Here is a 26,843-nt window from a genome sequence, read left to right on the forward strand (position 1 = left end):
GTGGGAAGGAATGATATCGGAAAAAATCAATATCTCACTGGATCATCCCATCATGAAGGGCCATATGGTCTTTGGTGAAGCGGTATTGCCCGGTCTTGCTTATATCGATTTGATTTATCAGGTTTTTCAGGAACACGGTTATGTATACAATGAGCTTGAATTGAAGCACGTTACGATTTATCAGCCTTTAACCGTCAGTGAAACGGCTGCAATCATTCTGACCATTCAATGTTCTGAAAACGGAGATGGAAAGTGGCTCATCTCCCTTTCGGGGCAGAAACAGCAAGGTGACAAGCTGTCAGACAATATACAATATGCGACGGCTGAAATGGTGAAAAGAGACGCTGTGACATTTGACGAAACCATTGATTTCGACGATGTGAAGCAGTCAGGCAGATCTCTGAATCTTGATGACATGTATAACCGCTGCCTGGATCATGACTTGGTTCATTCCGGGATGATGAAATCGAACGGACGATTGTACGAAACAGAAGGCGGCATGCTGGCTGAGCTTTCTTGCGAAGAAGGAAAGGATTTCTTTTTATTCCATCCGGCCCTTTTGGATGCGAGCGGAATCGGGGCGAGCGGTTTGCTTTCTGAAACAAACCGGCTTCATCTGCCTTTATATTATGAATCGTTCACGGCCGCCGACAGGCTGCAATCAGAGTGCACGGCGCGTATCGCCGCTTCCGGCGTCCGTCAGGAAAAAGAACTCACAACGATGACAATCGAGTACTTCAGCCGATCCGGACAAAAGGTGGCGGAGCTTAAAAACATTACGGGAAAAGCGGTTCGGCTCGAAGAAGACGCGAATACAGCCGAACAGAATCAACAGGCTGCAGCTGAGCCGGAAAGCGCAGATGAAAAAGACATCATTCTGTTTTTAAAGAAGCTTTTGGCTGATAAGCTTGGTCAGCCCTGGGTGACGCTGGACGTTCTAGCCGGCTACTACGAGCTTGGGCTGGATTCATCTTCTTTGCTTGAGATTGTACAGGATATCAGTAAAAAGACGGGTGCGGACCTCGCGCCCACTCTTCTCTTTGAATATACAAATATAAAAGAACTGGCAGCCTATCTGAAAAAGACCGTTTCATTTGAATGTGAGGAACGTACAGCCGAACCGACACAGCCTGAAGCTGAAGCACCGGACGCGCCAGAACATCATAAAAACACCGGAGACATCGCGATTATCGGAATGGCCGGCCGCTATCCGAAAGCGAAAAGTGTGGCGGAGTTTTGGGAAAACCTGAAGGCAGGCGCGGATTGCATCACTGAAGTTCCGAAGTCCCGATGGGATTGGAAAACATATCAAAACGTAACGTCCCCGTCTGGAAAAACAGTATCAAAATGGGGCGGTTTCATTGACGATGCCGACTGTTTCGATCCGCAGTTTTTCAGAATCTCACCGCGTGAGGCGGAAATGATGGACCCGCAGGAGCGCCTGTTTTTAGAAACATGCTGGGAAACGATTGAAGATGCGGGGTATACACCTGAAACGCTGGGGAATAAAGGGAAGAAACAGCATCCGATCGGCGTATTTGCAGGGGTGATGCATAAAGATTATTCCTTAATCGGCGCAGAACAATTATCTGAAACTGATCCTTTTCCGGTTTCACTGAATTATGCGCAGATCGCCAACAGAGTGTCCTATTATTGTGACTTCCACGGGCCGAGCATCGCAGTGGATACCGTTTGTTCCTCATCATTGACCGCCGTTCATCTGGCCATTGAAAGCATCCGCCGCGGCGAATGTGAAGCCGCGCTTGCGGGAGGGGTGAACTTGTCGCTGCACCCGGCGAAATATCTCAGCTACGGGAGCGTGGGCATGCACTCAAGTGACGGCCGCTGCCGTACATTCGGCGAGGGCGGGGACGGCTACGTTTCCGGAGAAGGAGTCGGTGCGGTCTTGCTCAAGCCGCTGGAAAAAGCCGAACAAGACGGCGACCGCATTTACGCGGTCATTAAAGGAAGCGCCGTTAACCACGTCGGGAAAGTAAGCGGAATTACCGTCCCGAGTCCTGCTGCACAGGCAGAAGTCATTAAGGCCTGTCTGAAAAAAGCAGGTATCAGCCCGCGGACCGTCAGCTATGTGGAAGCCCATGGCACGGGTACTTCGTTAGGAGACCCGATTGAAATTGAAGGTCTGTCAAAAGCGTTCAGCCAAGGGACGCAGGATCAGCAATTTTGTTCCATCGGTTCAGTCAAATCAAATATCGGCCACGCAGAATCAGCGGCGGGGATCAGCGGGTTAACAAAAGCAGCGCTGCAGCTTCATCACAAAACGCTTGTCAAATCACTGCATTCTGCGGAATTAAATCCTTACCTGAAATTTGAGGGATCTCCTTTTTACGTACAGCAGCAGACTGCTCCGTGGAAGCAGCCGGAAGCTGAAGAAAACGGAAAAGTCACACATTATCCGCGCCGGGCCGGACTCAGTTCCTTCGGTGCATCAGGTTCGAACGCCCATATCATTTTAGAAGAATACATTCAGCCTGAACAAAAAGCGGCTGCGCCTGAGAGCGATGCAGCAAAACTCATCCCGCTGTCAGCAAGAAATAAAGACAGGCTTCTGGCCTATGCGGAAAAATTAGCCCGGTCGCTTTCAGAAAAGACGGTGCTGTCTGAACTGGCTTATACTCTTCAGACGGGACGTGAAGCAATGGAGGAGAGAGCTGTCTTCCTTGTAAATGACACCCGCGACTTGAAAGAAAAGCTGAATGATTTCGTAAAAGGGAACGAAAACATCCCCGGTTTTTGGCGCGGACAAGCCGAGCTGCCGGAACTGAGCGAAGCCGCTCCTGAGACGGATGATCCGATACGGCTTGCGGCGTTATGGGCAGAAGGGAAAATAATAGATTGGAATAAGCTGTACGGTTCGGATAAACCGCGTAAAACTAGCGTTCCGACGTATCCATTTGCAAAAGAACGCTATTGGATTCCGCAGCAGAAAAAACAGGAGAAAAGCCTTTCAGGCACAGTGCTGCACCCGCTTTTACAAGAAAATACGTCAGATTTTTCACAGCAGCGCTTCACGTCTCTTTTTACGGGAGATGAATTTTTCCTATCTGACCATGTCGTCAACGGACAAAAAATTCTGCCGGGCGTCGCCTATTTGGAAATGGCCGCAGAGGCGGTCAAAAAGGCCGCTGCCGTGACGGAAAAAGACCATAGCGTCACACTCAGACAGGTCGTTTGGGTCCGGCCGGTCATGATTGAAGACAAACCGAAGGAAATACATATTGCCCTTTATCCGGAAGATGATGGTGAGATTACCTATGAAATATACAGTGAGGCAGAAAACGGCGAAGATCCAGTTATTCACAGCCAGGGTGAAGCGGTCATTACCGAACCGGGCAGCGCGCAGATAGATATCGAGTCTGTCAAAGCTTCCTGCAATTTAGGAACCGTGACTGCAGAAGAATGTTACGGAGCTTTTGAAAAGATCGGTCTGGATTACGGAGAGGCATACAGGGGCGTACAGCAATTGCTGATCGGAGAAGACCGATTATTGGCACGTATTTCACTCCCAGCTGCCATACATGACAAAAAAGAACAGTATACGCTTCACCCGAGTATGATGGACGCCGCTTTTCACGCATCCGTCGGTCTGCTTGTCCGGTCGATACATGACGATGCAGACAGCCACGGGCTTTCTTTGCCGTTTGCGATGCAGGAAGTGGAAGTGTTCGGACCGTGCCCTGAACATATCTGGTCATATATCCGGTACACAGAAGGCAGCAAAGCAGATGACAACGTAAGAAAATTTGACATTGATATGTGCGATGATGCCGGTACGGTTTATGTACGGATGAAAGGGGCGTCCGTCCGTGCGCTTGACACAAGCCAAACAGCGGGCGAAGAAACCTCGGAGGCGCCTGTCGGCCATACGATGCTGATTCCGGCTTGGGAGCCTGTTGCGCTTGAAAAAGCCGGGGAAGCAGCGGTGGATAAGCAGACGGCAGTATTCGGCGGAACGGATTCGAGACATACGCGCATAAAAGAACATCTGCCGAACGCTTCCTATTATCCGATCAGAGGTACGGATGATATCACATCTCTTACGCACATGCTTGAAGGACAAAAAGAACTGGAGCAAATCATTTGGCTTGCTCCGCAGGCTGAGAGTGCGGACAGCCTCAAGGAACAGGAAAGGAACGTCCTTCATGTGTTTAAGCTGATGAAAGCTTTACTTGCCTTAGGATACGGAGAAAAACATTTGGACTGGTTCATCGTCACGGCAAATGCCCAGCCGTTTTCCGATCAAGACAGCGCCGACCCGTCACAGGCCGCAGTCAGCGGACTTGCCGGAACAATGGCGAAAGAATATCCGCATTGGAATATCCGCATGATTGACACAGAAACGGACGGCAGCTGGCCGATCGAAGAGGCGCTTCGTCTTTCTGCCGGAAAAAACGGTCAAATTTGGGCGTACCGCAATCAGCAGCTGTTTGAGCGGCAGCTGATACCGCTTGACAATATGCCGAAAAACGGCACGCTGTACCAAACAGGCGGGGTTTATGCCGTGATCGGAGGCGCCGGATATCTTGGCGAGGCATGGAGTGAATACATGATCCGCCGCTACAAAGCACGCATCATTTGGATCGGAAGAAGCACACTGAATGGTTCCATACAGGCGAAACTCGACCGGCTCAGCGCATTCGGCCCGGCGCCTGAATATGTTTCCGCCGATGCCGCTGACAGTGCTTCCTTAGAGAGGGCTTATCAGTTCATAAAAGAGCGCCACACAAAAATGAACGGAATCATCCACTCGGCAATGGATCTGTCTGAGCAAAGCTTAAATAATATGAAGACAGAAGAGTTCAAATCGGTGCTGCGGGCAAAAGCCGATGTAAGTGTGTCCATGGCGGAGGTATTTGGACGGGAGCCGCTTGACTTTGCGCTCTTCTTCTCCTCGCTTGTGGCATTTATTCATAACGTGAAACAAAGCCATTATGCCGCAGGATGCGCTTTCAGTGACGCATTTGCGAAAGAACTTGATCAGACATGGAATTGTCCGGTCAAAGTGATGAATTGGGGCTATTGGGGCAACAGCGAAGCGGCTGAAGACGGCGATTTTATTCAGCTGATGGATCAGATCGGATTGGGATTGATCGAACCGGACGCTGCGATGGAGACGCTTGAAACCCTTATGACGCTGCCGGTTAATCAAGCAGCCTTCATTCATACGACCAAACCGGTCGCAGTCGAAGGGATGAGTGAAAGAGAAAAGATTTCTGTTTATCCGCCTCAGCCGATTGTCTTTTCACAACAGCCGAAGGTCGCTCCGCCCGGCGCACGTCTTGTAAGAGAGGCTGAGCATCAGGAGCTCGATGATTTTCTGTATCAGCTTTTGATCGCCCAGCTTAAAGAAGCGGACTTGCTGACGCCGCAAAGCCTAAAAGTGTATGAGCCCGTGCATGAATACTTTAAAAAATGGCTCAAGCAAACGATCGCCTTCCTTCTGGAACATGGCTATCTGGAAGGGAATGCGGATTCATTTACACTGTCGGCACGCGCCGAAAACACAACCGCCGCGCTGTGGCAAAAATGGGAGCGGGAAAAGGCGGAATGGCTCAATAACGCCGATACAAAAGCGATGACTGTTTTAGCCGAGACGATGCTTAAAGCACTGCCGGGCATTCTGCGCGAAGACGTGCCGGCGACAGATATCATGTTCCCGCATTCTTCAATGGAACTTGTTGAAGGAATTTATAAGCGCAACCAAGTCGCGGATTACTTTAACAGCGCCCTGTCAGATACATTAACGGCATATGTGAAAGAAAACATCAGCAAACATTCAAAAGCCGAGATCCGCATACTGGAAATCGGAGCGGGCACAGGCGGCACAAGCGCAGGCATATTTGAAAAGCTCAGGCCGTATCAAAACCATATAAAAGAATACTGTTACACCGATGTATCGAAAGCTTTTCTCGTGCATGCGGAGACGGAATACGGCAAACGGAACCCTTATCTGACGTATAAGCTTTTTAATGCAGAAGCGCCGCTTGCCGGCCAGGACATAGAGCCGGGCGCATACGACATCGTCGTTGCGGCCAATGTGCTCCACGCGACGAAAGACATCCGCCAGACGCTGAGAAACGCAAAAGCCGTTTTAAAAGACAACGGTTTGCTGCTCTTAAATGAAATGGCGGGAAACAGCCTGTTCCCGCATATTACTTTCGGACTGCTTGAAGGCTGGTGGTTGCATGAAGATTCCGCCCTTCGTATTCCGGGGTGCCCGGGCTTGTATCCGGAAAGCTGGAAGCGCGTGTTAGAAAGTGAAGGCTGGCATTCTGTCTTCTTCCCGGCAGAAGCGGCACATGAATTAAGCCATCAGATTATAGCGGCAAAAAGCAACGGCATTGTTCGCCAAAAAACGCTTCAAACAAAGACCGGAAAACGGACCGCTCAGCCAAAAGCAGTACATGCGCCGGAACTTCAGGCGCAAACAACGGTGCAAAAAGGCGACACGTCTTTAACAGAAAAAAGCACCGAGTACTTGAAAACGTTAATCGGAGAAACATTAAAAATTCCGCCGGCTCAAATTGATCCGAAAGCGCCGCTTGAAAAATACGGAATTGATTCTATCGTCGTCGTACAGCTGACAAACGCGTTACGAAATGTATTGGACCAAGTCAGCAGCACTTTATTTTTTGAATATCAGACGATTGAGGCGCTCGTCGCTCACTTAATCAAAACGAAAAAAGACGCGATGATCAAACTGACGGGACAAACGCCTGTTCAGGAAGAACGGAAGGCATCACCAGAACCGCAGGCTGTACAGCCGGCTAAGCCGCTTCGCACTGACTGGCGGCGGAGGGAAAAACGGGCAGCCAAAGAGACCGTCCGGCAAAGTTCGGTTCGCGACGTGGCCATCATCGGTGTTTCAGGACGCTACCCGCAGGCAAAAACAGCGGCTGAGCTTTGGGCTAACATTAAAAAAGGAAAAAACTGCATAGAAGAAATCCCGCGGGAACGCTGGAACTGGCAGGATTACTACGATGAAGAGAAAGGTAAAGAAGGCTCTATTTATACGAAATGGGGCGGCTTCATTGAGGATATGGACAAGTTTGATCCGCTGTTCTTTCAGATTTCTCCTTTGGAAGCAGAGCGAATGGACCCGCAGGAGCGATTATTTTTAGAAACGGCGTATGCGAGTATCGAGGATGCCGGCTATACGCCTGACAACCTGTGCCAAAGCAGAAAAATCGGTGTTTTTGCCGGCGCGATGAACAAAAACTACCCGACAGGCTACGGCTATTGGTCCATTGCCAACAGGGTATCTTACCTTTTTGATTTCCAAGGGCCGAGCATTGCCGTTGATACAGCCTGCTCCTCTTCTTTGACGGCCATTCATCTGGCGCTTGAGAGCATATACAGCGGTTCAAGCGAATGCGCGATTGCCGGTGGCGTAAACATAGTGACCGAGCCGATCCATTATATGAATCTGTCAGTCATGAACATGCTTTCCGCAGGCGACACGTGCAAATCGTTCGGAGACCGCGCGGATGGTTTTGTCGACGGAGAAGGGGTAGGAGCGGTCGTATTAAAGCCGTTAGACCGAGCGATTGCCGATAACGATCACATTTACGGTGTAATTAAAGGAAGCACCATTAACAGCGGAGGCAAAACGAACGGATACACCGTTCCGAATCCGAATGCGCAGGCCGCCTTAATAAAAGAAGCTTTCCAAAGAGCAAACGTCCCGGCGCGCACCGTCAGTTATATTGAAGCCCACGGTACGGGCACCGCATTAGGAGATCCGATTGAAATCGCCGGATTAACGAAAGCATTTGAAGAGGATACAACAGACAAACAGTTTTGCGCCATCGGCTCCGCAAAATCAAATATCGGCCATTGTGAAAGCGCCGCGGGCATTGCGGGTCTGACAAAAATACTATTCCAGCTCAAAGACCGCCAAATTGCGCCGTCCCTGCACGCGGAACAGCTGAATCCGAATATTGATTTCGCGTATACGCCGTTTGCCGTTCAGCAGGAGCTCGGTGAGTGGAAACGTCCCGTCATCGGCGGCAGAGAGCTTCCGAGAAGGGCGGGGTTAAGCAGCTTCGGCGCGGGAGGAGCAAACGCCCACCTCGTCATAGAAGAATATACGGCAGATAAAGAGCCTGATGAGACGCCGGCAGATCAGCCCGCCATCATCGTCCTGTCTGCGAAAAACAGCGAACGGCTCACCGAAAAAGCAAAACAGCTCAGAGACGCCATCCGTGAAAAAAGATACAGCGGCCGCGACCTTATGAGCATAGCCTTTACTCTTCAGACTGGCCGGGTGCCGATGGAAGAGCGTCTCGGTTTTATCGTCCATTCACTTCATGAACTTGAGGAAAAACTGAATGGATTTATCGCCGGACAAAACAGCGCCGGACTGCACCGTGACGGCACGGAAGAAAACAAACGGATGCTTGCCGTATTTTCGGCGGATGATGATATGGAAACAATCATAGACGCTTGGATCAGCAAACGGAAATATTCTAAGCTGCTTGAGCTTTGGGTAAAAGGATTGGACATCGATTGGGCGAAATTATACGGAGACCGTCCTCCGGCCCGCATCAGCCTGCCTGCTTATCCGTTTGCGAAAGAACGCTTCTGGCATCAGCAGCCTGTACAAAGCAAGGCCGCGCCCGTTAACGCGCCGGCTGATGAAAGTGATCCGGCGGAACAATTTGAAGTAATGGCTTTTAGAGAAGTTCTTAAAGAACAGGCTCTGCCGGCAGCCGGAGAAAAGCAAGTCAAAACGGTGATTTCTTTCTTATCTGATCAGAAGAAGCAGCAGGAAGCCATCTCTGTGATCAAATCGTACGACAATGACATTGACGTTATTTTTATCGCTCAGGGAGACCGGTATGAGGCTCTGTCCACCGGCCGCTGCCAAGTGGTGCGGGAAGATCCGCAATCATATGTGAACGCTTTTGCGGATATTCAAAAAGAGTACGGTGAAGCTTCTGCCATTTTGTATTTATGGGCGCTTGAAGATAAAAGCTGTATCGAAGATTATTCATGTATCGTCCATATTCTCAAAGCAATGGCTGAGACCGGTCTGCAGCCGGAAAGGCTGTTATTGGCGGGGGAATATGCATCCGGTCTGGAAAAGTGCTACTTGGAATCATGGATCGGCTTTGAGCGTTCGCTCGGCATTGTTCTCCCGAAAACAAGTGTTACCGGCCACTTCAGAAAAGCCGGTGCGGCCATAACGGACTGGATGAGAACCATTTGGGACGAGCTGAAAGCTGAAACAGACCATACCGTTTTCTTGGAAGAGGGAAAACGATATGTCTATCACACCGAACCAACCGGACTAACGAAAGAAAACAGCAGGATCAGAACCGGCGGAACATATCTCATTACAGGCGGATTAGGAGGGCTCGGCTACTTATTTGCCCGCCATCTCGCCCGGAACTACCAGGCAAATGTCATTCTCACGGGGCGGTCGCCGATCAATGAAGAAAAGAAAGAAAAAATGAAAGACCTGGAAAATCTCGGCGCGGGTGTTCTTTACGCTGAAGCCGATGTTTGTGATCCGATCGGAATGGGCGACTGCATCAAGCGCGCGAAAGAACGATTCGGAGCCATTCACGGCGTCATTCATGCGGCGGGCATCGAAAGCAGAACATCCGTCTTTGAAAATGAAATCGGGAATTTCCGCAGTACGCTTGAACCGAAAATAAACGGAAGCCTGCTTCTTGACGAGTGGCTGAAAAACGAAACGCCGGATTTCATCTGCTACTTTTCATCCACATCGGCTGTTTTAGGGGATTTCGGCTGCTGTGATTACGCGGTCGCGAACAGGTTCCAAATGGCGTATGCCCACTATAAAAACGAACAATCAGAAAGCGGAAACGCTTTTGTCATAAACTGGCCGGTCTGGAAAAACGGCGGAATGGCCGTCGGCGGTGAAGAGACGACGGGCATGTACCTGAAATCAAGCGGCCAGCGCCTGTTAGAAACAGATGAAGGCATTGAGCTGTTTGAGCGCATCATTTCTCAAGACAACACCCAGTGCCTTGTCATTGCCGGCAAAAGAAGCCGTGCCGAACGATTTTTAGGCATACGGCGGGACGATTCATCAAAACCGGATGCGCTTTTGGAAACCGTGAGCCGCCGCATCCCGGAAGAAAGCACGGAAAAACGGCTCGAAGCGGATTTGAAAGAGCAGATACACAGTCTGCTGAAAATATCCAAAGATAAACTCGTCCTGCATAAAAACTGGGCGGAATTCGGATTTGATTCCATCTATTTAGCCAAATTTGCCGCTCTTTTGACGAGTCATTACGGCATTGAAGTCACTCCGGCGTTATTTTACAGCTATGCCACGCTCGGAGACGTCATGAGCTATTACCTGACAGAACATAAAGAAACGATCGAAACGTTTTACCGAACGGAAGAAACCGAAACAGAAGCCGCCGCTCCGGAAAGCAAGGAGTATACGGATCAGGAGATTATCGCCATGATGAAACAGGTCTCTGAGGGGACATTAGATTTTAAAAGAGTGCAAGACATCATAGAAGGGAGTAAGACCTATGAATCATAAAGAACTTCTCGATGCCTACAGATCAGGAACGCTCACCATCGCTGAAGTAGAACAAAAGCTTCAGGCTTCTAAGCGGACAACTGCAAAACGTCCGCTTTCAGAAGGCCAGAAAGGTTTGTGGATGCTTCAGAAAATGTTTCCGGAGATGAGCGCATATAACATTCCGTTATGCTTTCGTTTTCAAAAGCTGGATATCGAGACATTCAAAAACGCCCTTTTGTCCGTGCAGCGCCAGCACCCTATTTTGACCAGTGTGATAAAAGAGGAAAACGGCCTTCCGTATCAGATAGAAGATACGGATCGGCATTTTCCGATTGAAGAAATGGATCTTTCTGACTTAAGCGGGCGTGATGCGCTCACGTTTATTAAAGAAAAAGCAAAAGAACCGTTCTCGCTTGAAACCGGGCCGCTCCTGCGTGTTCAAGTATTCCGACAGGCGAAGCGGGAGCCGATTGTGTTAATCACCATTCACCATATCATTTTTGACGGCGTCTCTCTTATGACGTTTATGTCGGCGCTGCTGGACGCTTATGTAAAAGCAAGTGAAGGCAAAGAACCTGTCATGCTTCAGCAGGCCGCAGATTATCATGACTTTGTGAAATGGGAAAAAGAGCTGCTTGAAAGCGAAGCGGGAAAAACGCATCTCTCTTATTGGAAAAAGCAGCTGGAAGGACCGCTGCCGGTGCTTGAGCTTCCGTCGGATTATCCGAGATCATCGGTTCAAACTTGCAAAGGGCAGGCGTATCAGCGCTTGCTTCCTGATGAACTGAACCGGCAGATTAAAGTTTGCGCCCAAAAACATAATGTCAATGAATCCGTTGTGTATCTCGCTATTTTCAAAGGACTGCTCTATCAATATACGAATCAGGAAGATGTCATCGTCGGCATGCCGACGATGGGGCGTTCTGAGGCTCAATTTGAGTCTGTCATCGGATACTTTATTAATATGATCGCGGTCAGAAGCAGGGAGACGGGCGCCAAATCTTTTACGTCGTTTTTGAAGGAGCTGCAGCTGACACTGGCAGAAGGGCTGGACCATGCCGCATATCCGTTTCCCGCGCTTGTCAAAGAATTGAAGACGGAACGCTCGCCTGCGGTGTCGCCTGTTTTTCAAACCGCGTTTTTCTATCAAAACTTCTTCCGGACGGAAGGAGCGGAAAAGCTGGCGGAACTATATCAATCACTCGGCATTGAAATGATAGAAGACATTCATCAGGAAGGCGAATTTGAGCTTGCGCTTGAAGTCTATAAAAAGGAAACGGGAACCGTCCTGCAATTTCTGTACAACCCGGATGTCTACAGCCCTTCTTTCATCGAACGGCTGGCGGAGCATTATATGAAACTGGCGGAGAAGGTGCTTTCTGATCCGGAGATCGCTTTTGAAGCCTGTTCCGGCCTGCTCAATCAAAAACGGGATGAAAGCCGTTCATCCCATCAGCCGAATGAGCGCTGCATTCATGAAGTGTTTGCGGAAAAAGCCGGACGCCACCCTGACAGAGAAGCCGTCACATTCGGTGAAAACAGTCTTACATATCGCGAATTAGATGAACGAAGCACGGCGCTCGCTGTGTACCTGCAAGAAAAGGGCGTCACACCGGAATGCCCGGTCGGCATTTGTACGGAGCGTTCTTTTGAGATGGTCATCGGCATCCTCGCCATTTTAAAAGCGGGAGGCGCGTATGTGCCGCTGGACCCGGCTTTTCCAAATGAACGGATGGCCCACGTGTTGACTGACAGCGGCGTGACAATCGTATTAACGCAGGAAAAGACGCGCGGCATGATTGAACAGTTGGCCATCGGCGGTGTGAGCACGGTGGAAATTGAAAACAGCGGACGTTCTGTCAGCGGGGCAAAACTGACGCCGCGTTCAAAACCGCATCATCTCGCTTATATTCTATATACGTCCGGAAGCACGGGAAAACCGAAAGGCGTCATGGTTGAGCACAGGGCCATCATGAATACGCTGCAGTTTTTGGAAGCTGAGTATCCGGTCGCTCAAGAGGATGCCTATCTGTTAAAAACGAATTACGTATTTGACGTTTCGATTTCTGAATTATTCGGCTGGTTTATCGGAAACGGACGGCTAGTCATTTTGCCGCCTGGTGCAGAAAAAAATCCGCAGCTTTGCATGGAATATATCCAAACCCACCAGGTCACGCATCTGAATTTTGCGCCCGCCGTGTTTAATGTATTTCTTGAAACGGTAAAGCGGCATACGGCATTTACAGAAGACGGCCCTGTGAAGTATGTGATGGTGGCCGGTGAGGCGTTTCCGAAAGATTTAGTCAAAAAGTCAGTTTCCATCTTCAAACATGCCAGAATTGAAAATATATACGGCCCGACGGAAACATCCATTTATGCCGCTTACTACAGCTGCGGCCAAAAGGAAATCACAAGCAGGAATACGCCGATCGGGAAACCGATTCACAATACGCGGCTTTATATCGTCGATGAAAAGCTCAGCCCCGTCCCTGACGGTGTGGCCGGGGAGCTTTGCGTGGCCGGCGCCGGTCTGGCCAGAGGCTATTACAATCAGCCTGAGCTGACGGCGGCATCATTTATTGATAATCCGTTTAGTGAAGGAGAAAAACTTTATAAGACAGGTGATTTGGCCAGATGGCTGCCTGACGGAAATATAGAATATGCCGGCCGTATTGACAGTCAGGTGAAAATTCGCGGCTTCCGCATCGAATTGGGAGCAATTGAAACGAAATTGAGCGAACATCCGGATATCCTTGACCAGGCGGTTGTGGTTCAGGAAAAGAACGGACATAAAAAGCTGATTGCTTATTATACGGCCCGCTCCGGTCATACGGCAGACGAAAAAGCGCTCCGCAACCATCTTTTATCAAGCCTGCCGGATTATATGGCGCCTGCCCATTTTATCCGTCTGGATGCGCTGCCGTTAACACCGAGCGGAAAAGTGAACCGCAAAGACCTAAAACAGCGCAAGGTAATCGTTCACCGGTCTGAAAAGACGGGCAGACTGCCGTTATCAGAAGCGGAAGCGAAAGTGACCGCAATATGGGAAGACCTGCTGAATACGGCGGGCATCAAAATCGAAGACGGCTTTTTCGATGTGGGAGGCGACTCGCTTCTGGCTGTTGCGGCGGCAGAACGCATTAAACAGGAGCTGGATTGCGATTTTACCGTCACGGATTTATTCGAACACTCTACCATTCAGGCGATCAGCCGATTTATTGTTGAAACAAAACAGGCGGCTGAATCAGAGGTGTCCGGCCAAGATGAAAGAGAAAAAGAACATACACCGCAAAACGGGATGCCGTCTTACTTTGAAGACAGTGTGGCGATAGTGGGGATTTCCTGCCAGTTCCCCGGCGCGAAAAATCATCATGAGTTTTGGAAGCAGTTAAGAGAAGGAAAGGAAAGCGTCCGGTTCTATTCAGAAGAAGAACTTCGGGAAGCCGGCGTGCCTGAAGATTTGATCGAAAATCCCGACTATGTGCCGGCATTATCGACGATAGAAGGAAAAGATCTCTTTGACCCTGAGTTCTTTCACATTTCTCCGAAAGACGCAGAATTTATGGATCCTCAGCTTCGGCTTCTGCTGCTTCATTCTTGGAAAGCCGTCGAGGACGCGGGATATGTATCGAAAGAGATTCCGAAGACAAGCGTATATATGTCGGCAAGCAATAATTCGTATCGGTCGCTTTTGCCGGAAAAAACGACAGAAGGCCATGAATCTCCCGACGGCTATGTGTCATGGGTGTTAGCGCAGAGCGGCACGATTCCGACGATGGTTTCCCATAAGCTCGGATTAAAAGGGCCAAGCTATTTCGTTCATTCCAATTGCTCATCATCATTAGTCGGTCTTTATTCAGCCTACAAAAGCATAACGAGCGGAGAATCGGAATACGCGCTCGTCGGCGGAGCAACTCTGCATGCAGCGACCGGCATCGGCTATGTGCACCAAAACGGATTGAATTTTTCAAGCGACGGGCATGTCAAGGCATTTGACGCTTCAGCCGACGGTATGGCGGGCGGAGAAGGAGCGGCCGTCATTCTGCTGAAAAAGGCGTCACAAGCCGTTCAGGACGGAGATCACATATACGCCATGCTCAGAGGCATCGGTCTGAACAATGACGGAGCGGATAAAGTCGGTTTTTACGCACCGAGTGTAAAAGGTCAGACTGACGTCATCCAGCATGTTTTAGACAGCACGAATATTCACCCGGAGACGATTTCCTATATCGAAGCGCACGGCACAGGAACGACATTGGGTGATCCGATTGAAATGTCCGCGCTGCAGCAAGTGTATAAACGTTACACAGACCGGGAGCAGTATTGCGGGATCGGCTCCGTAAAAACGAATATCGGACATTTGGATACAGCAGCAGGTCTGGCCGGGTGCATCAAAGTCGCCATGAGTTTATATCATCGGGAGCTGGCGCCTACCATTAATTACACGTCACCGAATCCGAATATCAAATTCAGCGGTTCGCCGTTTTATGTGGCGGATAAGAGAAAACCGCTTCCGGAGAGAGAGACGCCGCACCGCGCAGCGTTAAGCTCATTCGGACTCGGAGGAACAAACGCACACGCCATTTTTGAACAGTATGAAAACAAAACGATCAGCGGATCAAAGGACGGACAGCCGCCTTATATCGTTCCGCTGTCAGCGAGAAATAAGCAGTGTCTTACTGCCTATGCATCCTGTTTATCCAGCTTTCTGGATGAAGCCGAAAACGATGTTTCCTTGCATGATCTGGCATTTACGTATCAGACCGGACGTGAAGCGATGGAAGAGAGAGCCGTTTTTATCAGTCATGATCGTCACGATTTGAAGCGTCAGCTGCAGGATTTCATCAATGGCAATGAAGAAAACATCTTACGGGGCGAAAAAGTGAGAAGCAGAGAAGTGTCAGCTCAGGAGATGGAAGAGCTTGCGGCATGTCAGACACGGGATGAAAAGCTGAAAGCACTGGCGGCACTCTGGGTTGAAGGAGCGCGTGTCGATTGGGGCTTATTGTATCAGGATTCCGCGCCGCAAAGAATCAGTGCGCCGACCTACCCGTTCGCAGAGGAGCGCTTCTGGCCGGAAGAAACGGTGAAGCAAACGGATACCAAGCTTTTGCATCCGCTGGTACATCAGAATACATCCGTCTTGCAAGAGCAGCGGTTCAGTTCGGAATTCACGGGAAAAGAGTATTTTATTGCCGAGCATATCATTAAAGGAATGGCGATCGTGCCGGCTGCCGTTACCCTTGAGATGGCACGGGCCGCGGCGGAGAAAAGCATCGGCGGGGCAACAGAGGATTCTCTGGGCTTGCGCTTAAAGAATATTGTATGGGTCCGCCCGGTGATAGCCGATCAGGAGGCTGTCCGTGTCCATATCGGACTTTATGAAGAAGAGGACGGACAGATTCAATACAGAATGTACGGGGGTAACGATTCTATCGGTGAAGAAGCTCCTCTTTATAATCAGGGCATCGCTGAAATCATCCGGAAGGAACCGGAGGAAGCGGCGGATATTGAGCAGCTGAAGCGCCGGTGCACACAGGGAACAATCGAATCTCAAGCGTTTTACAAAGGAATGATCGGTGCTGATTACGGGCCCGGATACAAAGGGGTGCAGCTTGTATACAAAGGCGAAGACCGTCTGCTTGCTAAATTGAAGCTTCCTGAATCCGTCTCTCATACAAAAGCTGATTATATCCTTCATCCGAGTATGATGGACGGTGCGCTTCAGGCCGCCGAATATTTGCAAAACGTGACGAGAGCGCTGCTTGCAGAAAGCGGGGAACCATTCAAAGCCGCATTGCCGTTTGCTTTAGAGGAGCTGGACGTTCTGAATCCGTGCGCTGATGATATGTGGGTGCACGTCACATTCAGTGCGAACAATAAAGCCGGCGATCCTATCCAAAAAGCCGATATTGATCTATATGACAATAACGGCGGGCTTTGTGTGCGGATGAGAGGTTTCTCAACGCGGATCATGGAAGAAAACGCGGGTGCCGGCGTTTCCGGCAGCCGTACGGACACATTGCTCGCTGAACCGGTCTGGAAAGAGCAGCAGGAACCGGCCGATCACGAGCCAACGTATGAAGAGCATATCATTTTCCTTTGTGAGTACGATGAAGCCGTAAAACAAGCTGTCGAAGCAAAGCTTGAACATGCAAGCGTCATTATCTTGGACGATCGTCCCGCATCTATTGCAGAGCGGTATCATTCTTATGCGGGCCAGCTGTTTGACCATATCAAAACCATAATGAAAAGCAAGCCGAAGGACCGCGTTCTATTTCAGGCTGTTACGCGGTCAGCAGGCTTACAGCAGGTGTTCTCAGGCATTACCGGCCTCTTCAAAACCGCATGCCTTGAACATTCCAAGCTGATCTGTCAAATGATCGAAGCCGAAGAGAAAGAAAGTGCTGAAGGCATAGCGGAAAAAGCGTCCGAAAACCGTATGCATGCCGAAAGCGTCCATGTGAAATATGAAAACGGCAAGCGCTTTGCCGCTGATTGGGGAGAAATGGATATTTCTCAAGCGGAGCCGGACATTCCGTGGAAAGACGAAGGCGTTTATCTCATTACAGGAGGTGCCGGAGGTTTAGGTCTGATCTTTGCAAAAGAGATCGCAAACCGTACAAAAGACGCCGTCATCATACTAACCGGCCGGTCCGCTCTCAGAGAAAAGCATAAAGACATGCTGGAAACAGTACGTGCTGCCGGCGCTTCTGTTTTCTACGAGCAGACCGATGTCACGGACGAAGCAGAAGTATACCGATTGATCCGCAATATACGCAAACGGCACGGCAAGCTGGACGGGATTGTTCACAGTGCCGGCATCATAAAAGACAACTACATGGTGAAGAAGACGGCAGAGGAATACCAACACGTTCTCGCTCCGAAAGTGAAGGGCCTTGTGTATCTTGATGAAGCGTCACAACATGAGAAATTAGATGTCTTTATTGTCTTTTCATCCTTATCAGGTGTGCTTGGAAGCGTCGGCCAGGCTGATTATGCGTCTGCAAATGTCTTTATGGAGATGTATGCCGAGTACCGCCGTTCTTTACAAGCCGCAGGACAAAGATACGGAAAGACGCTTTCTGTCAGCTGGCCGTTATGGAAAGAAGGCGGAATGCAGGCAGGAAAGCAGACGGAAGATATGCTGATGCAGGAGGCGGGAATCGCACCGCTCGGCACAGATGCCGGCATCAAGGCTTTATATCAAGGCTTGATGAGCGGGACAGCCCGGATGACGGTTCTTGAAGGAGATGTGAAACACATGAAAGCAAAACTGTTCCGCAAAGAGAATGATCATCCGGAAGCAGAGACCGGCGTACGTCATGACATTGATGCTGACAGCCTGCTTGAAAAAGTGAAGCATTTGTTAAAACAGCAGACGGCCTCACTGTTAAAAGTAAACATTGACAAAATTGATCCTCATGAAGAAATGACAAAATACGGGCTGGATTCTATCTCGATGACTGAGTTTACGAACCAGTTAAACAAAACGTACCGGCTTACGTTAACGCCGACGATTTTCTTTGATCATCCGACAATCCATGAATTTGCCGTTCATTTAATCAGTGAATACGAAGAGGAATTTGCCGGACGGTTTGCGGTAAATACAAAAACGGTTCAATCGGCAAGACCGGTAAAAGAGACTCAAATCACGCGCCCGGCCGTTAAGCGACGCCGCACTCTGCCTGAGACACTTCCGCAGACAGTGCAGCGGGACCAAGGGCCCGAACCGATCGCAATCGTAGGCATCAGCGGGATTTTCCCGATGGCAGAAGACATTGAAGCTTTCTGGCAGAACCTGAAAGAAGGCAAAGACTGCATGACCGAGATTCCGAAAGACCGCTGGGACTGGCGGGACTATTACGGGGATCCCGCAAAAGAAGCCAATAAAACAAACGTCAACCAAGGCGGGTTTATTGACGGAATTGCTGAATTTGATCCGTTATTTTTCGGGATTTCACCCCGGGAAGCGCAGCAAATGGACCCTCAGCAGCGCCTCTTGCTGACGCACGCGTGGAAAGCGATAGAAGATGCCGGATATGCGTCAAAGAGTCTCTCAGGCACAAAAACAGGTGTGTTTATTGGGACCGGAAATACCGGCTACGGTTCTCTTTTAGCCAATGCCGATGCGGAGATTGAAGGGTCATCCGCGGCGAATACAAGTCCGTCTGTCGGACCGAACCGTGTCAGCTATACGCTCAATCTGCACGGGCCGAGCGAGCCGATTGATACCGCCTGCTCAAGCTCGCTCGTTGCCATACACCATGCCGTTTCTTCAATTGAAGAAGGGACGTGCGACATGGCTTTGGCGGGAGGAATCAATACGATTGTTCTTCCGGATGTGTATATCAGTTTTGACAAAGCGGGCGCGCTGAGTAAAGAAGGAAGATGCAAAACGTTCTCTGATCAGGCTGACGGTTTTGCCCATGGTGAAGGGGCAGGGCTCTTTTTCCTCAAAAAGCTGAAAGCCGCTGAGGCGGATGGGGACCATATTTACGGCGTTATTAAAGGAAGCGCGGTGAATCACGGCGGCCGCGCGGCATCTTTAACAACGCCTAACCCGAAACAACAGGCGGAAGTCATTAAAGCCGCATACAAAAAAGCGGGCATTGATCCGAAAACAGTCTCTTATATCGAAGCGCACGGCACCGGAACAGAACTGGGAGATCCTGTTGAAATTAACGGCCTGAAACAAGCGTTCAGCTCGTTTGCAGACGGAAAAGAGAAAGCGGCCGGCTATTGCGGTTTAGGGTCGGTTAAAACGAATATCGGCCATTTATCCCTTGCCGCGGGAGCAGCGGGCATTATTAAAATTTTGCTGCAGATGAAGCATCGGACATTAGTAAAAAGTCTCCACTGTGAGACGGTAAATCCGTACATTCAGCTTGAAAACAGCCCGTTTTATCTGGTGCGGGAGACGATGGAATGGAAGACGCAGACGGACGTACGCGGAAACGAACAGCCGCGCCGCGCGGGCATCAGCTCATTCGGCATCGGAGGCGTAAATGCCCACGTCGTCATCGAAGAATACATTCCAGAAGACAGAGAGGAAGCAGATGATTCTCATATCGACCCATGTCTTTTCGTTCTGTCCGCCAAAAATGAAAAACGCCTGAAAGAACAGGCAAAACAGCTGAAACGTGCGCTTACTGAAAAACGGTACGATCAATCCAGCCTCGTTTCTATGGCTTATACCCTCCAAATCGGAAGGGACGCCATGGAAGAACGCCTGGCGGTTATTGCCGAATCCGCAGAAGAACTGCAGGAAAAACTGTCACAGTTTATCACTGGAGATAAGCACGCGGATTTGTACAGAGGAAGAATAGACAAAGGCACGCTGCAAATGCTGACGGAAGATGAAGAAATTCAAGAAGCCGTTGAAAAATGGATGGCACGCGGCAAATACGCGAAGCTGCTTGAATTATGGGTCAAAGGGCTGAACGTCGATTGGGCGAAGCTGTATGGAGACCGGCCGCCTAAACGCTTGAGCCTGCCGTCGTATCCTTTTGCAAAAGACCGCTATTGGGCGGCAAAAAGCACCGGAAAACACGAAAAAACAAGCACTGTGTCTGCCGGAAAACAAGACGCGCTTCATCCGCTTCTGCACAGAAATACTTCAAACCTTGCAGAACAGCGGTTCAGCTCAATCTATACAGGAGAAGAATTTTACCTTGCGGACCATGTTGTAAAAGGCGTGCCGATTTTACCGGGGGTGGCACATCTTGAAATGGCGCGCGCAGCAATGGAACAGGCATCTGAAGTTCCGCCCGGACAAGGAAGCGTCAAGCTTAAGAATACGGTTTGGGTGCGGCCGATCACCATTGAAGACGAGCCGGTTCATGTCAACATCCGTCTCATTCCTGAAACGGCAAATGACGTTCAATTCGACATTTACAGCGGTCAGGAAACAGATCAGCCGTCCGTTTACAGCCAAGGGGCAGTATCAGTCCGCCCTGACGCAAAGGCACCGGTCATTGATCTCCAAAAGCTGAGATCACAATCCGCCGAGACACCGTTTTCTGCAGATGAAGTATACGATATGTACCGCAAAATCGGTTTTGATTACGGCCCGGCTTTCCGGGGTGTCAAAGCGATTTATACAGGTGATGATTTCGTATTGGGCAGACTGTCACTTGATGCGGCTTGTGCGGACACGGTACAGGAGTATGTCATGCATCCGGGCTTAATGGACTCTGCATTGCAGGCATCAAGCATATTAACCGGAACAAATGATGAAAAACTGATGCTTCCGTTTGCGGTTCAGGAGCTTGAAGTATTCAGCGCATGCGCTGCCGAGATGTGGGTTTACGCCAGACTTTCTGAAGACCACAAAGCCGGCCAGATTGAAAAACGCGATCTTGATATTTGTGATGAAAACGGCAAGGTGTGCGTAAGGCTGAAAGGTTTGTCATTCAGAACGGCTGAAAAAGAACCTGAGAAAAAAGGAAAAGCTCCGGAAACGCTCATGCTTGAGCCGGTATGGACCCGAAGTGATGAAACTGCTGCTCAAACGGAACCGGTTTTTGCCCGGCATATCGTAATACTTTGTGACACAGACGCCGGATTAAAACAAGCCGTTGAAGCCGCGGGAGCTGAATGTATTGAAATGACCTCCTCGCACGGGAAAGCGGCGGCGCGCTTCCGTGATTATACAGGACGGATATTGGAGACGCTGCAAAAACTGCTGAAGGAAGAGACGGAAGGAGACGTCCTTATCCAGACGGTTCTCTCTAAAACAGATAAGCATCAGCTGCTCTCAGGCATTTCAGCTCTGTTAAAAACAGCCGGCCTGGAACATAAAAAACTGAAAACCCAGCTGATTGAAATAGAACCGGCGGAAAACGGCAGAATCACAGACATCATCAGAGAAAATAAAACACGGGCTGATGACAGCCATATCAAATATGAAAACGGCATCCGATATAGCGCAGATGTCAAAGAAACGGCCGTGTCCGGCGGCAAAATACGCATTCCGTGGAACGACGGAGGCATTTATCTCATTACCGGAGGAGCCGGGGGCTTAGGCTTTATTTTCGCGAGAGAAATCGCCTGCAAAGTCAAAGAGCCGACACTGGTTTTGACAGGCCGTTCCGCTTTAAGCGAGAATCAGCGGATGCAGCTGCAATCGCTTGAATCACTCGGAGCAAAAGCGGAATACAAACAGGCTGACGTAACAAACGCTCAAACTGCGGCAGACCTGGTCAAAACAATTGAGACGGAATATGGCGGCCTTCACGGCATCATTCATAGCGCGGGTGTGATGAAAGATCAGTATATTGCAAAGAAAACAACGGAAGAGTTTTACAGTGTACTGGCCCCTAAAACGGACGGATTTGTCAACCTTGATGAAGCAACCGAGCATTTAGCGCTGGACTTTTTCATCGTTTTCTCATCCATTTCCGGCGTCACCGGGAATGCGGGACAGGCGGATTATGCGGCGGCAAACGCATTTATGGACAGCTATGCGGCATACCGCAACGCGCTGGTTACCGCAATGTACCGCCACGGTCACACATTGTCAATCAATTGGCCGCTTTGGAAAGACGGCGGAATGCAAGTCGATGAAGAAATGGCGAAGCTCACCGAAAAAAGAACCGGCGTAACGCCGATGCGCACTGAAACCGGAATAGAAGCTCTTTACAAAGCATGGAGCACGGGGAAAACAAGCGTGCTCGTCATGGAAGGAAACGGCACCGTAATGCGGGAAAAGCTGCTTCAAAAGACTCCTGCAGCCGCTTTTGCACCGGTTAAGAAAACGGATGAAACGCCTGCGCCGAAAGACCTGACGGCAAAACTTCAGGAATTGCTGGCAAAAGAGGTTTCCGGGCTTCTGAAAATCAACATTGAAGAAATCGATATCGAATTGGAGTTCAATCAATACGGATTTGATTCCATTACGCTGACGGAATTCGCCAACAAGCTGAATGACACTTATCAGCTTGATCTGACACCGACCGTATTTTTTGAATATGCGACGATTCAAGCCTTGGCGCATCATTTAGCAGAAGACTATCAAACACAATTTACCGGCAGCACACAGCCGAAAGAAGAAAAACAAAGCGGTGTGACAGATGATGGCGGCATCAGACTGGCAGGGAACAAACGATTTGTAAAAACTGCCGTACAGCCTGTTCAGACTGCAGCTGAACATAAACCGGAACCGATCGCCATTGTCGGCATGAGCGGGGTGTTTCCGAAGGCCGCAAATATTGATGAGTATTGGCGCAACTTAGAAGAAGGAAAAGACTGTATAACAGAGGTGCCGGCGGATCGCTGGGACTGGCGGGAGTATTACGGTGACCCGCTTAATGAAGCCAATAAAACAAATGTAAAGTGGGGCGGGTTTATTGACGGAGTTGCGGATTTTGATCCGCTGTTCTTCGGAATTTCACCGCTGGAAGCCGAACAGATGGATCCCCAGCAGCGCTTGTTAATGATGTATGCGTGGAAAGCGATAGAAGATGCGGGATATTCCGCTAAAAGCCTTTCCGGCACGAAAACAGGCCTGTATATCGGCACGGGGAATACCGGATACGGCTCACTGTTTTCCGACCTGGATATCGGCGGTGCGTCAGCCGCAAATATGAGTCCGTCAGCGGGGCCGAACCGCGTCAGCTATATGCTTAATCTGCACGGACCGAGTGAACCGATCGACACGGCTTGTTCAAGCTCGCTGGTCGCGATTCATCACGCCGTATGCGCCATTGAAAACGGGAACTGCGATATGGCGATCGCCGGCGGCGTGAATACCGTCGTCACACCGCAAGGCCACATCGCTTATGACAAAGCGGGGGCGCTGAGCAAAGAAGGGAAATGTAAAACATTCTCCGACAGGGCGGACGGATTTGCCGTCAGTGAAGGTGCCGGAATTCTGTTTTTGAAAAAGCTGTCAGAAGCGGAAAAAGCGGGCGATCATATTTACGGCGTCATTAAAGGCAGCGCGGTCAACCACGGCGGACGCGCGAACTCCTTGACGACACCGAACCCGAAAGCCCAGGCGGAAGTCGTCAGAACGGCTTATGACAAAGCAGGCATTGATCCGAGAACCGTCACTTATATAGAAGCGCACGGAACCGGAACGGAGCTTGGCGATCCGGTCGAAATCAACGGCCTGAAGTCCGCCTTTCAAAAGCTGTACGAAAAAACAGGCGATTCCGCCGTTTACGCGAGTCACTGCGGTCTGGGATCGGCTAAAACCAATATCGGCCACCTGTCACTGGCAGCCGGTGTCGCGGGTGTGATCAAAGTGCTGATGCAGATGAAGCATAAAACACTTGCAAAAAGCCTCCACAGCGAGGTCATCAACCCGTATATCAAGCTGAAAGACAGTCCGTTTTACATCGTACAGGAAAAAAGAGAATGGACGGGATTGAAAGACGAAAACGGCAATCATCTGCCGCGCCGTGCGGGAATCAGTTCTTTCGGCATCGGCGGCGTAAACGCCCATGTCGTCATTGAAGAATATATCCCGAAGGAAGAAAGAAAAACAGCTGTTTTCACACACCCTCAAATCTTTGTGCTGTCGGCCAAAGAAGAAGAGCGTCTGCAGGAACAGGCGCAGCAGCTGGCGCAAGCTTCTTTTACGGATGCGGATCTTGCCGATGTTGCTTACACGCTTCAGCAGGGACGTGATGCGATGGAAGAAAGAGCGGCCATTATCGCTTCTTCGGCCGAAGAACTTCGGGACAAGCTAAAGAGCTGTGCGAAAGGACGTTATGATATAGCGGGCATTTATAAAGGAAAAGCGGGTAAAACCTCCCTGAAATCCATTCTGGCAGGCGCAAACGGCGAAGCGGATATCGAAGAGCTGATAAGCCGCCGAGAGAATGACAAGCTTGCGGAATTATGGGTGCAGGGCGCGGATATCAAATGGGACGGCTTATATTCTGATATCAAGCCCCAACGGATGAGTCTTCCTGCTTACCCGTTTGCGAAAGAGCGGTACTGGATCACGGACAACCGGCCGAAAGCAGAGAAACCGCAAGCTGTGCCGACGTCGCGGGTACTGCACCCGCTGCTTCACGAAAATGTATCAGATTTAACAGAGCAGCGGTACCGATCCGAATTTACGGGACAAGAGACGATTTTCACCGATCATCTTATTAAAGGCAAGCCGGTTATGCCGGGCGTTGCCTACTTGGAAATGGCTAGGGCGGCGGTTGCTCAGGCAGTCAAAGGGCAAAAGGAAGTTCCGTCTGTCACCCGCCTGAAAAACATCGTTTGGGTTCGGCCGATCGAAGCGGGAAACCGCCCGATTGAAGCGCAGATCAGCCTGATTCCGAGGGAAGACGGTGAAATCGTGTATGACATTTACACGGACTCACAAACAGAAGCAAGCGGCAGGCAGATACACTGTCAGGGGGCTGCCGGCATTCTCAGCGCCGGGGAGGCTCCGCACCGTGATATAGGCGCACTGAAAGCTCAATGCGGCCTCAGTATACTGACTTCTGAACAGTGTTACGGCTTATTCAGCAAAATCGGCATTGACTACGGTCCCGGACAACAAGGAATTCAGCAGATTCATATCGGAAGCAATCAAGCATTAGCTGAGCTCCGGCTGCCTTCCTTCCTCGAAGAAACGGCAGATCAATACGTTCTTCACCCGTGTATGCTTGATTCAGCTTTGCAAGCGACAATCGGACTGAAGCTGCACGCAGATGATAACCAGCTGTCACTGCCGTTCGCCCTTGAAGAACTGGACATTTTCAGCCCGTGCACGACAAGCATGTGGGCGTATGTCAGCTCCCGGGGAACGGATGAAAAAATACAGCGTATGGACATTGACTTATGCGATGAGACAGGCCGGGTCTGTGTCAGAATTAAAGGGATTTCTTCCAGAATGATGGAAGGCCCCGCGCCGGAAACATCATTGAATGGAGCAAACCTTCTGGCTCCGGTGTGGGATCTCGCGGAATTCCGTGATCAAAGCCCGGCATATAAGACGGAAGAGGTTGTCTTTATCGCGGGGGACGAGGAAAGCGCAGCTTTTCAATTACATCATCCTTCTGCGAAACGGCTTCATATCAACCCGGAGGATGAAATAGAGGCTGTTGCGGCTGAACTGAAAGCAACAGGGTCTTTCGGGCATATCGTATGGATCGCTCCTTTTCACAGCGCTGATGACATGGTGAAAGCTCAAGATGCGGGCGTCATCCAGATGTACAGAGTGATTAAGGCAATGCTTGCTTTAGGATATGGAGGCAAGCGAATCAGCTTGACTGCAGTCACAATAAAAACACAGTCCGTACAGCCGGCGGACATTATTGATCCGGCTCATGCAGGCATTCATGGTTTGGTCGGCTCGCTCGCAAAAGAGTATCCGAACTGGCAAACAAGGCTGATTGATGCCGGATGTCCGGAAGATGTTTCAAAGGCGGAGCTGTTCTCAGCGCCGTTTGATGAGCAAGGCAATACATGGGCGTACCGGAACAATCACTGGTACAAACAGCGCCTTATTCCTGTACAGCAGCCGGTGTCAAGCCGGCCCGCTTACCAAAAAGGCGGCGTTTATGTCGTCATCGGCGGCGCGGGGGGCATCGGCGAGGCATGGAGCGAATATGCCGTGAAAACATATCAGGCGCGAGTCATTTGGATCGGCAGACGAAAACATAACAGCGCCATCCAGGAAAAAATCGACAGACTCAGCCAATTCGGCCCGGCGCCGATTTATATTGAAGCTGACGCGGCAAATCCGAATGAGCTCACACGGGCGTATGAAACGATCAAACGCACGCACCCGCAAATTAACGGAATCATCCATTCCGCAATTGTTTTAGAGGATCAGAGCCTGGCAAATATGCCGGCAAGCCGTTTTAAAAGCGTGCTCGCTGCAAAAGTCAATGTCAGTGTGAATATGGCCCGCGTGTTCCGAAATGAGCCGCTGGACTTTGCTTTGTTCTTCTCATCTGTTCAATCATTTGCACGAGCGGCCGGACAAAGTAATTATGCTGCCGGATGCAGTTTCAAAGATGCCTTTGCCGCTCATTTGGCTAAAACGCGGCCGTATTCGGTGGCAGTGATGAATTGGAGCTACTGGGGCAGTGTCGGAATCGTATCATCTGCCGACTATCAAGAACGGATGAAACAGGCGGGAGTCGGATCAATTGAAGCGCCGGAAGCAATGGCGGCGCTTGAACGATTGCTCGGCGGCCCGTTGAATCAGTTCGTCATGATGAAACAGGCGGAAGAGCCGGAGGAAAAACCGGAAGAAATGATAGAAGTATACCCTGAACATCACGGCTCGGCGATGCAAAAACTGCGAAGCTATCAGCCTAAAGTAACAAGACATGTACAACAATTGAGTTAAGGAGGG

The 26,843-nt window shown here is 50.1% G+C and carries 2 protein-coding genes; both read left to right on the plus strand.

What is annotated here, in order from left to right; all coding sequences use genetic code 11:
* Positions 1 to 10 precede the first annotated feature (10 nt).
* Positions 11 to 10,546, plus strand: coding sequence for a type I polyketide synthase (locus tag MY7_RS07500; protein WP_029325917.1), 10,536 nt, complete (start codon positions 11 to 13; stop codon positions 10,544 to 10,546).
* Positions 10,536 to 26,837: a non-ribosomal peptide synthetase gene (locus MY7_RS07505; protein ID WP_007611572.1), complete on the plus strand. Its 16,302-nt coding sequence runs from the start codon at positions 10,536 to 10,538 to the stop codon at positions 26,835 to 26,837. The genes MY7_RS07500 and MY7_RS07505 overlap by 11 nt, the downstream gene beginning before the upstream one ends.
* The last annotated feature ends 6 nt before the right edge of the window (positions 26,838 to 26,843 follow it).

Source organism: Bacillus sp. 5B6, assembly GCF_000259405.1.
GTDB classification, from domain to species: Bacteria; Bacillota; Bacilli; order Bacillales; family Bacillaceae; genus Bacillus; species Bacillus velezensis.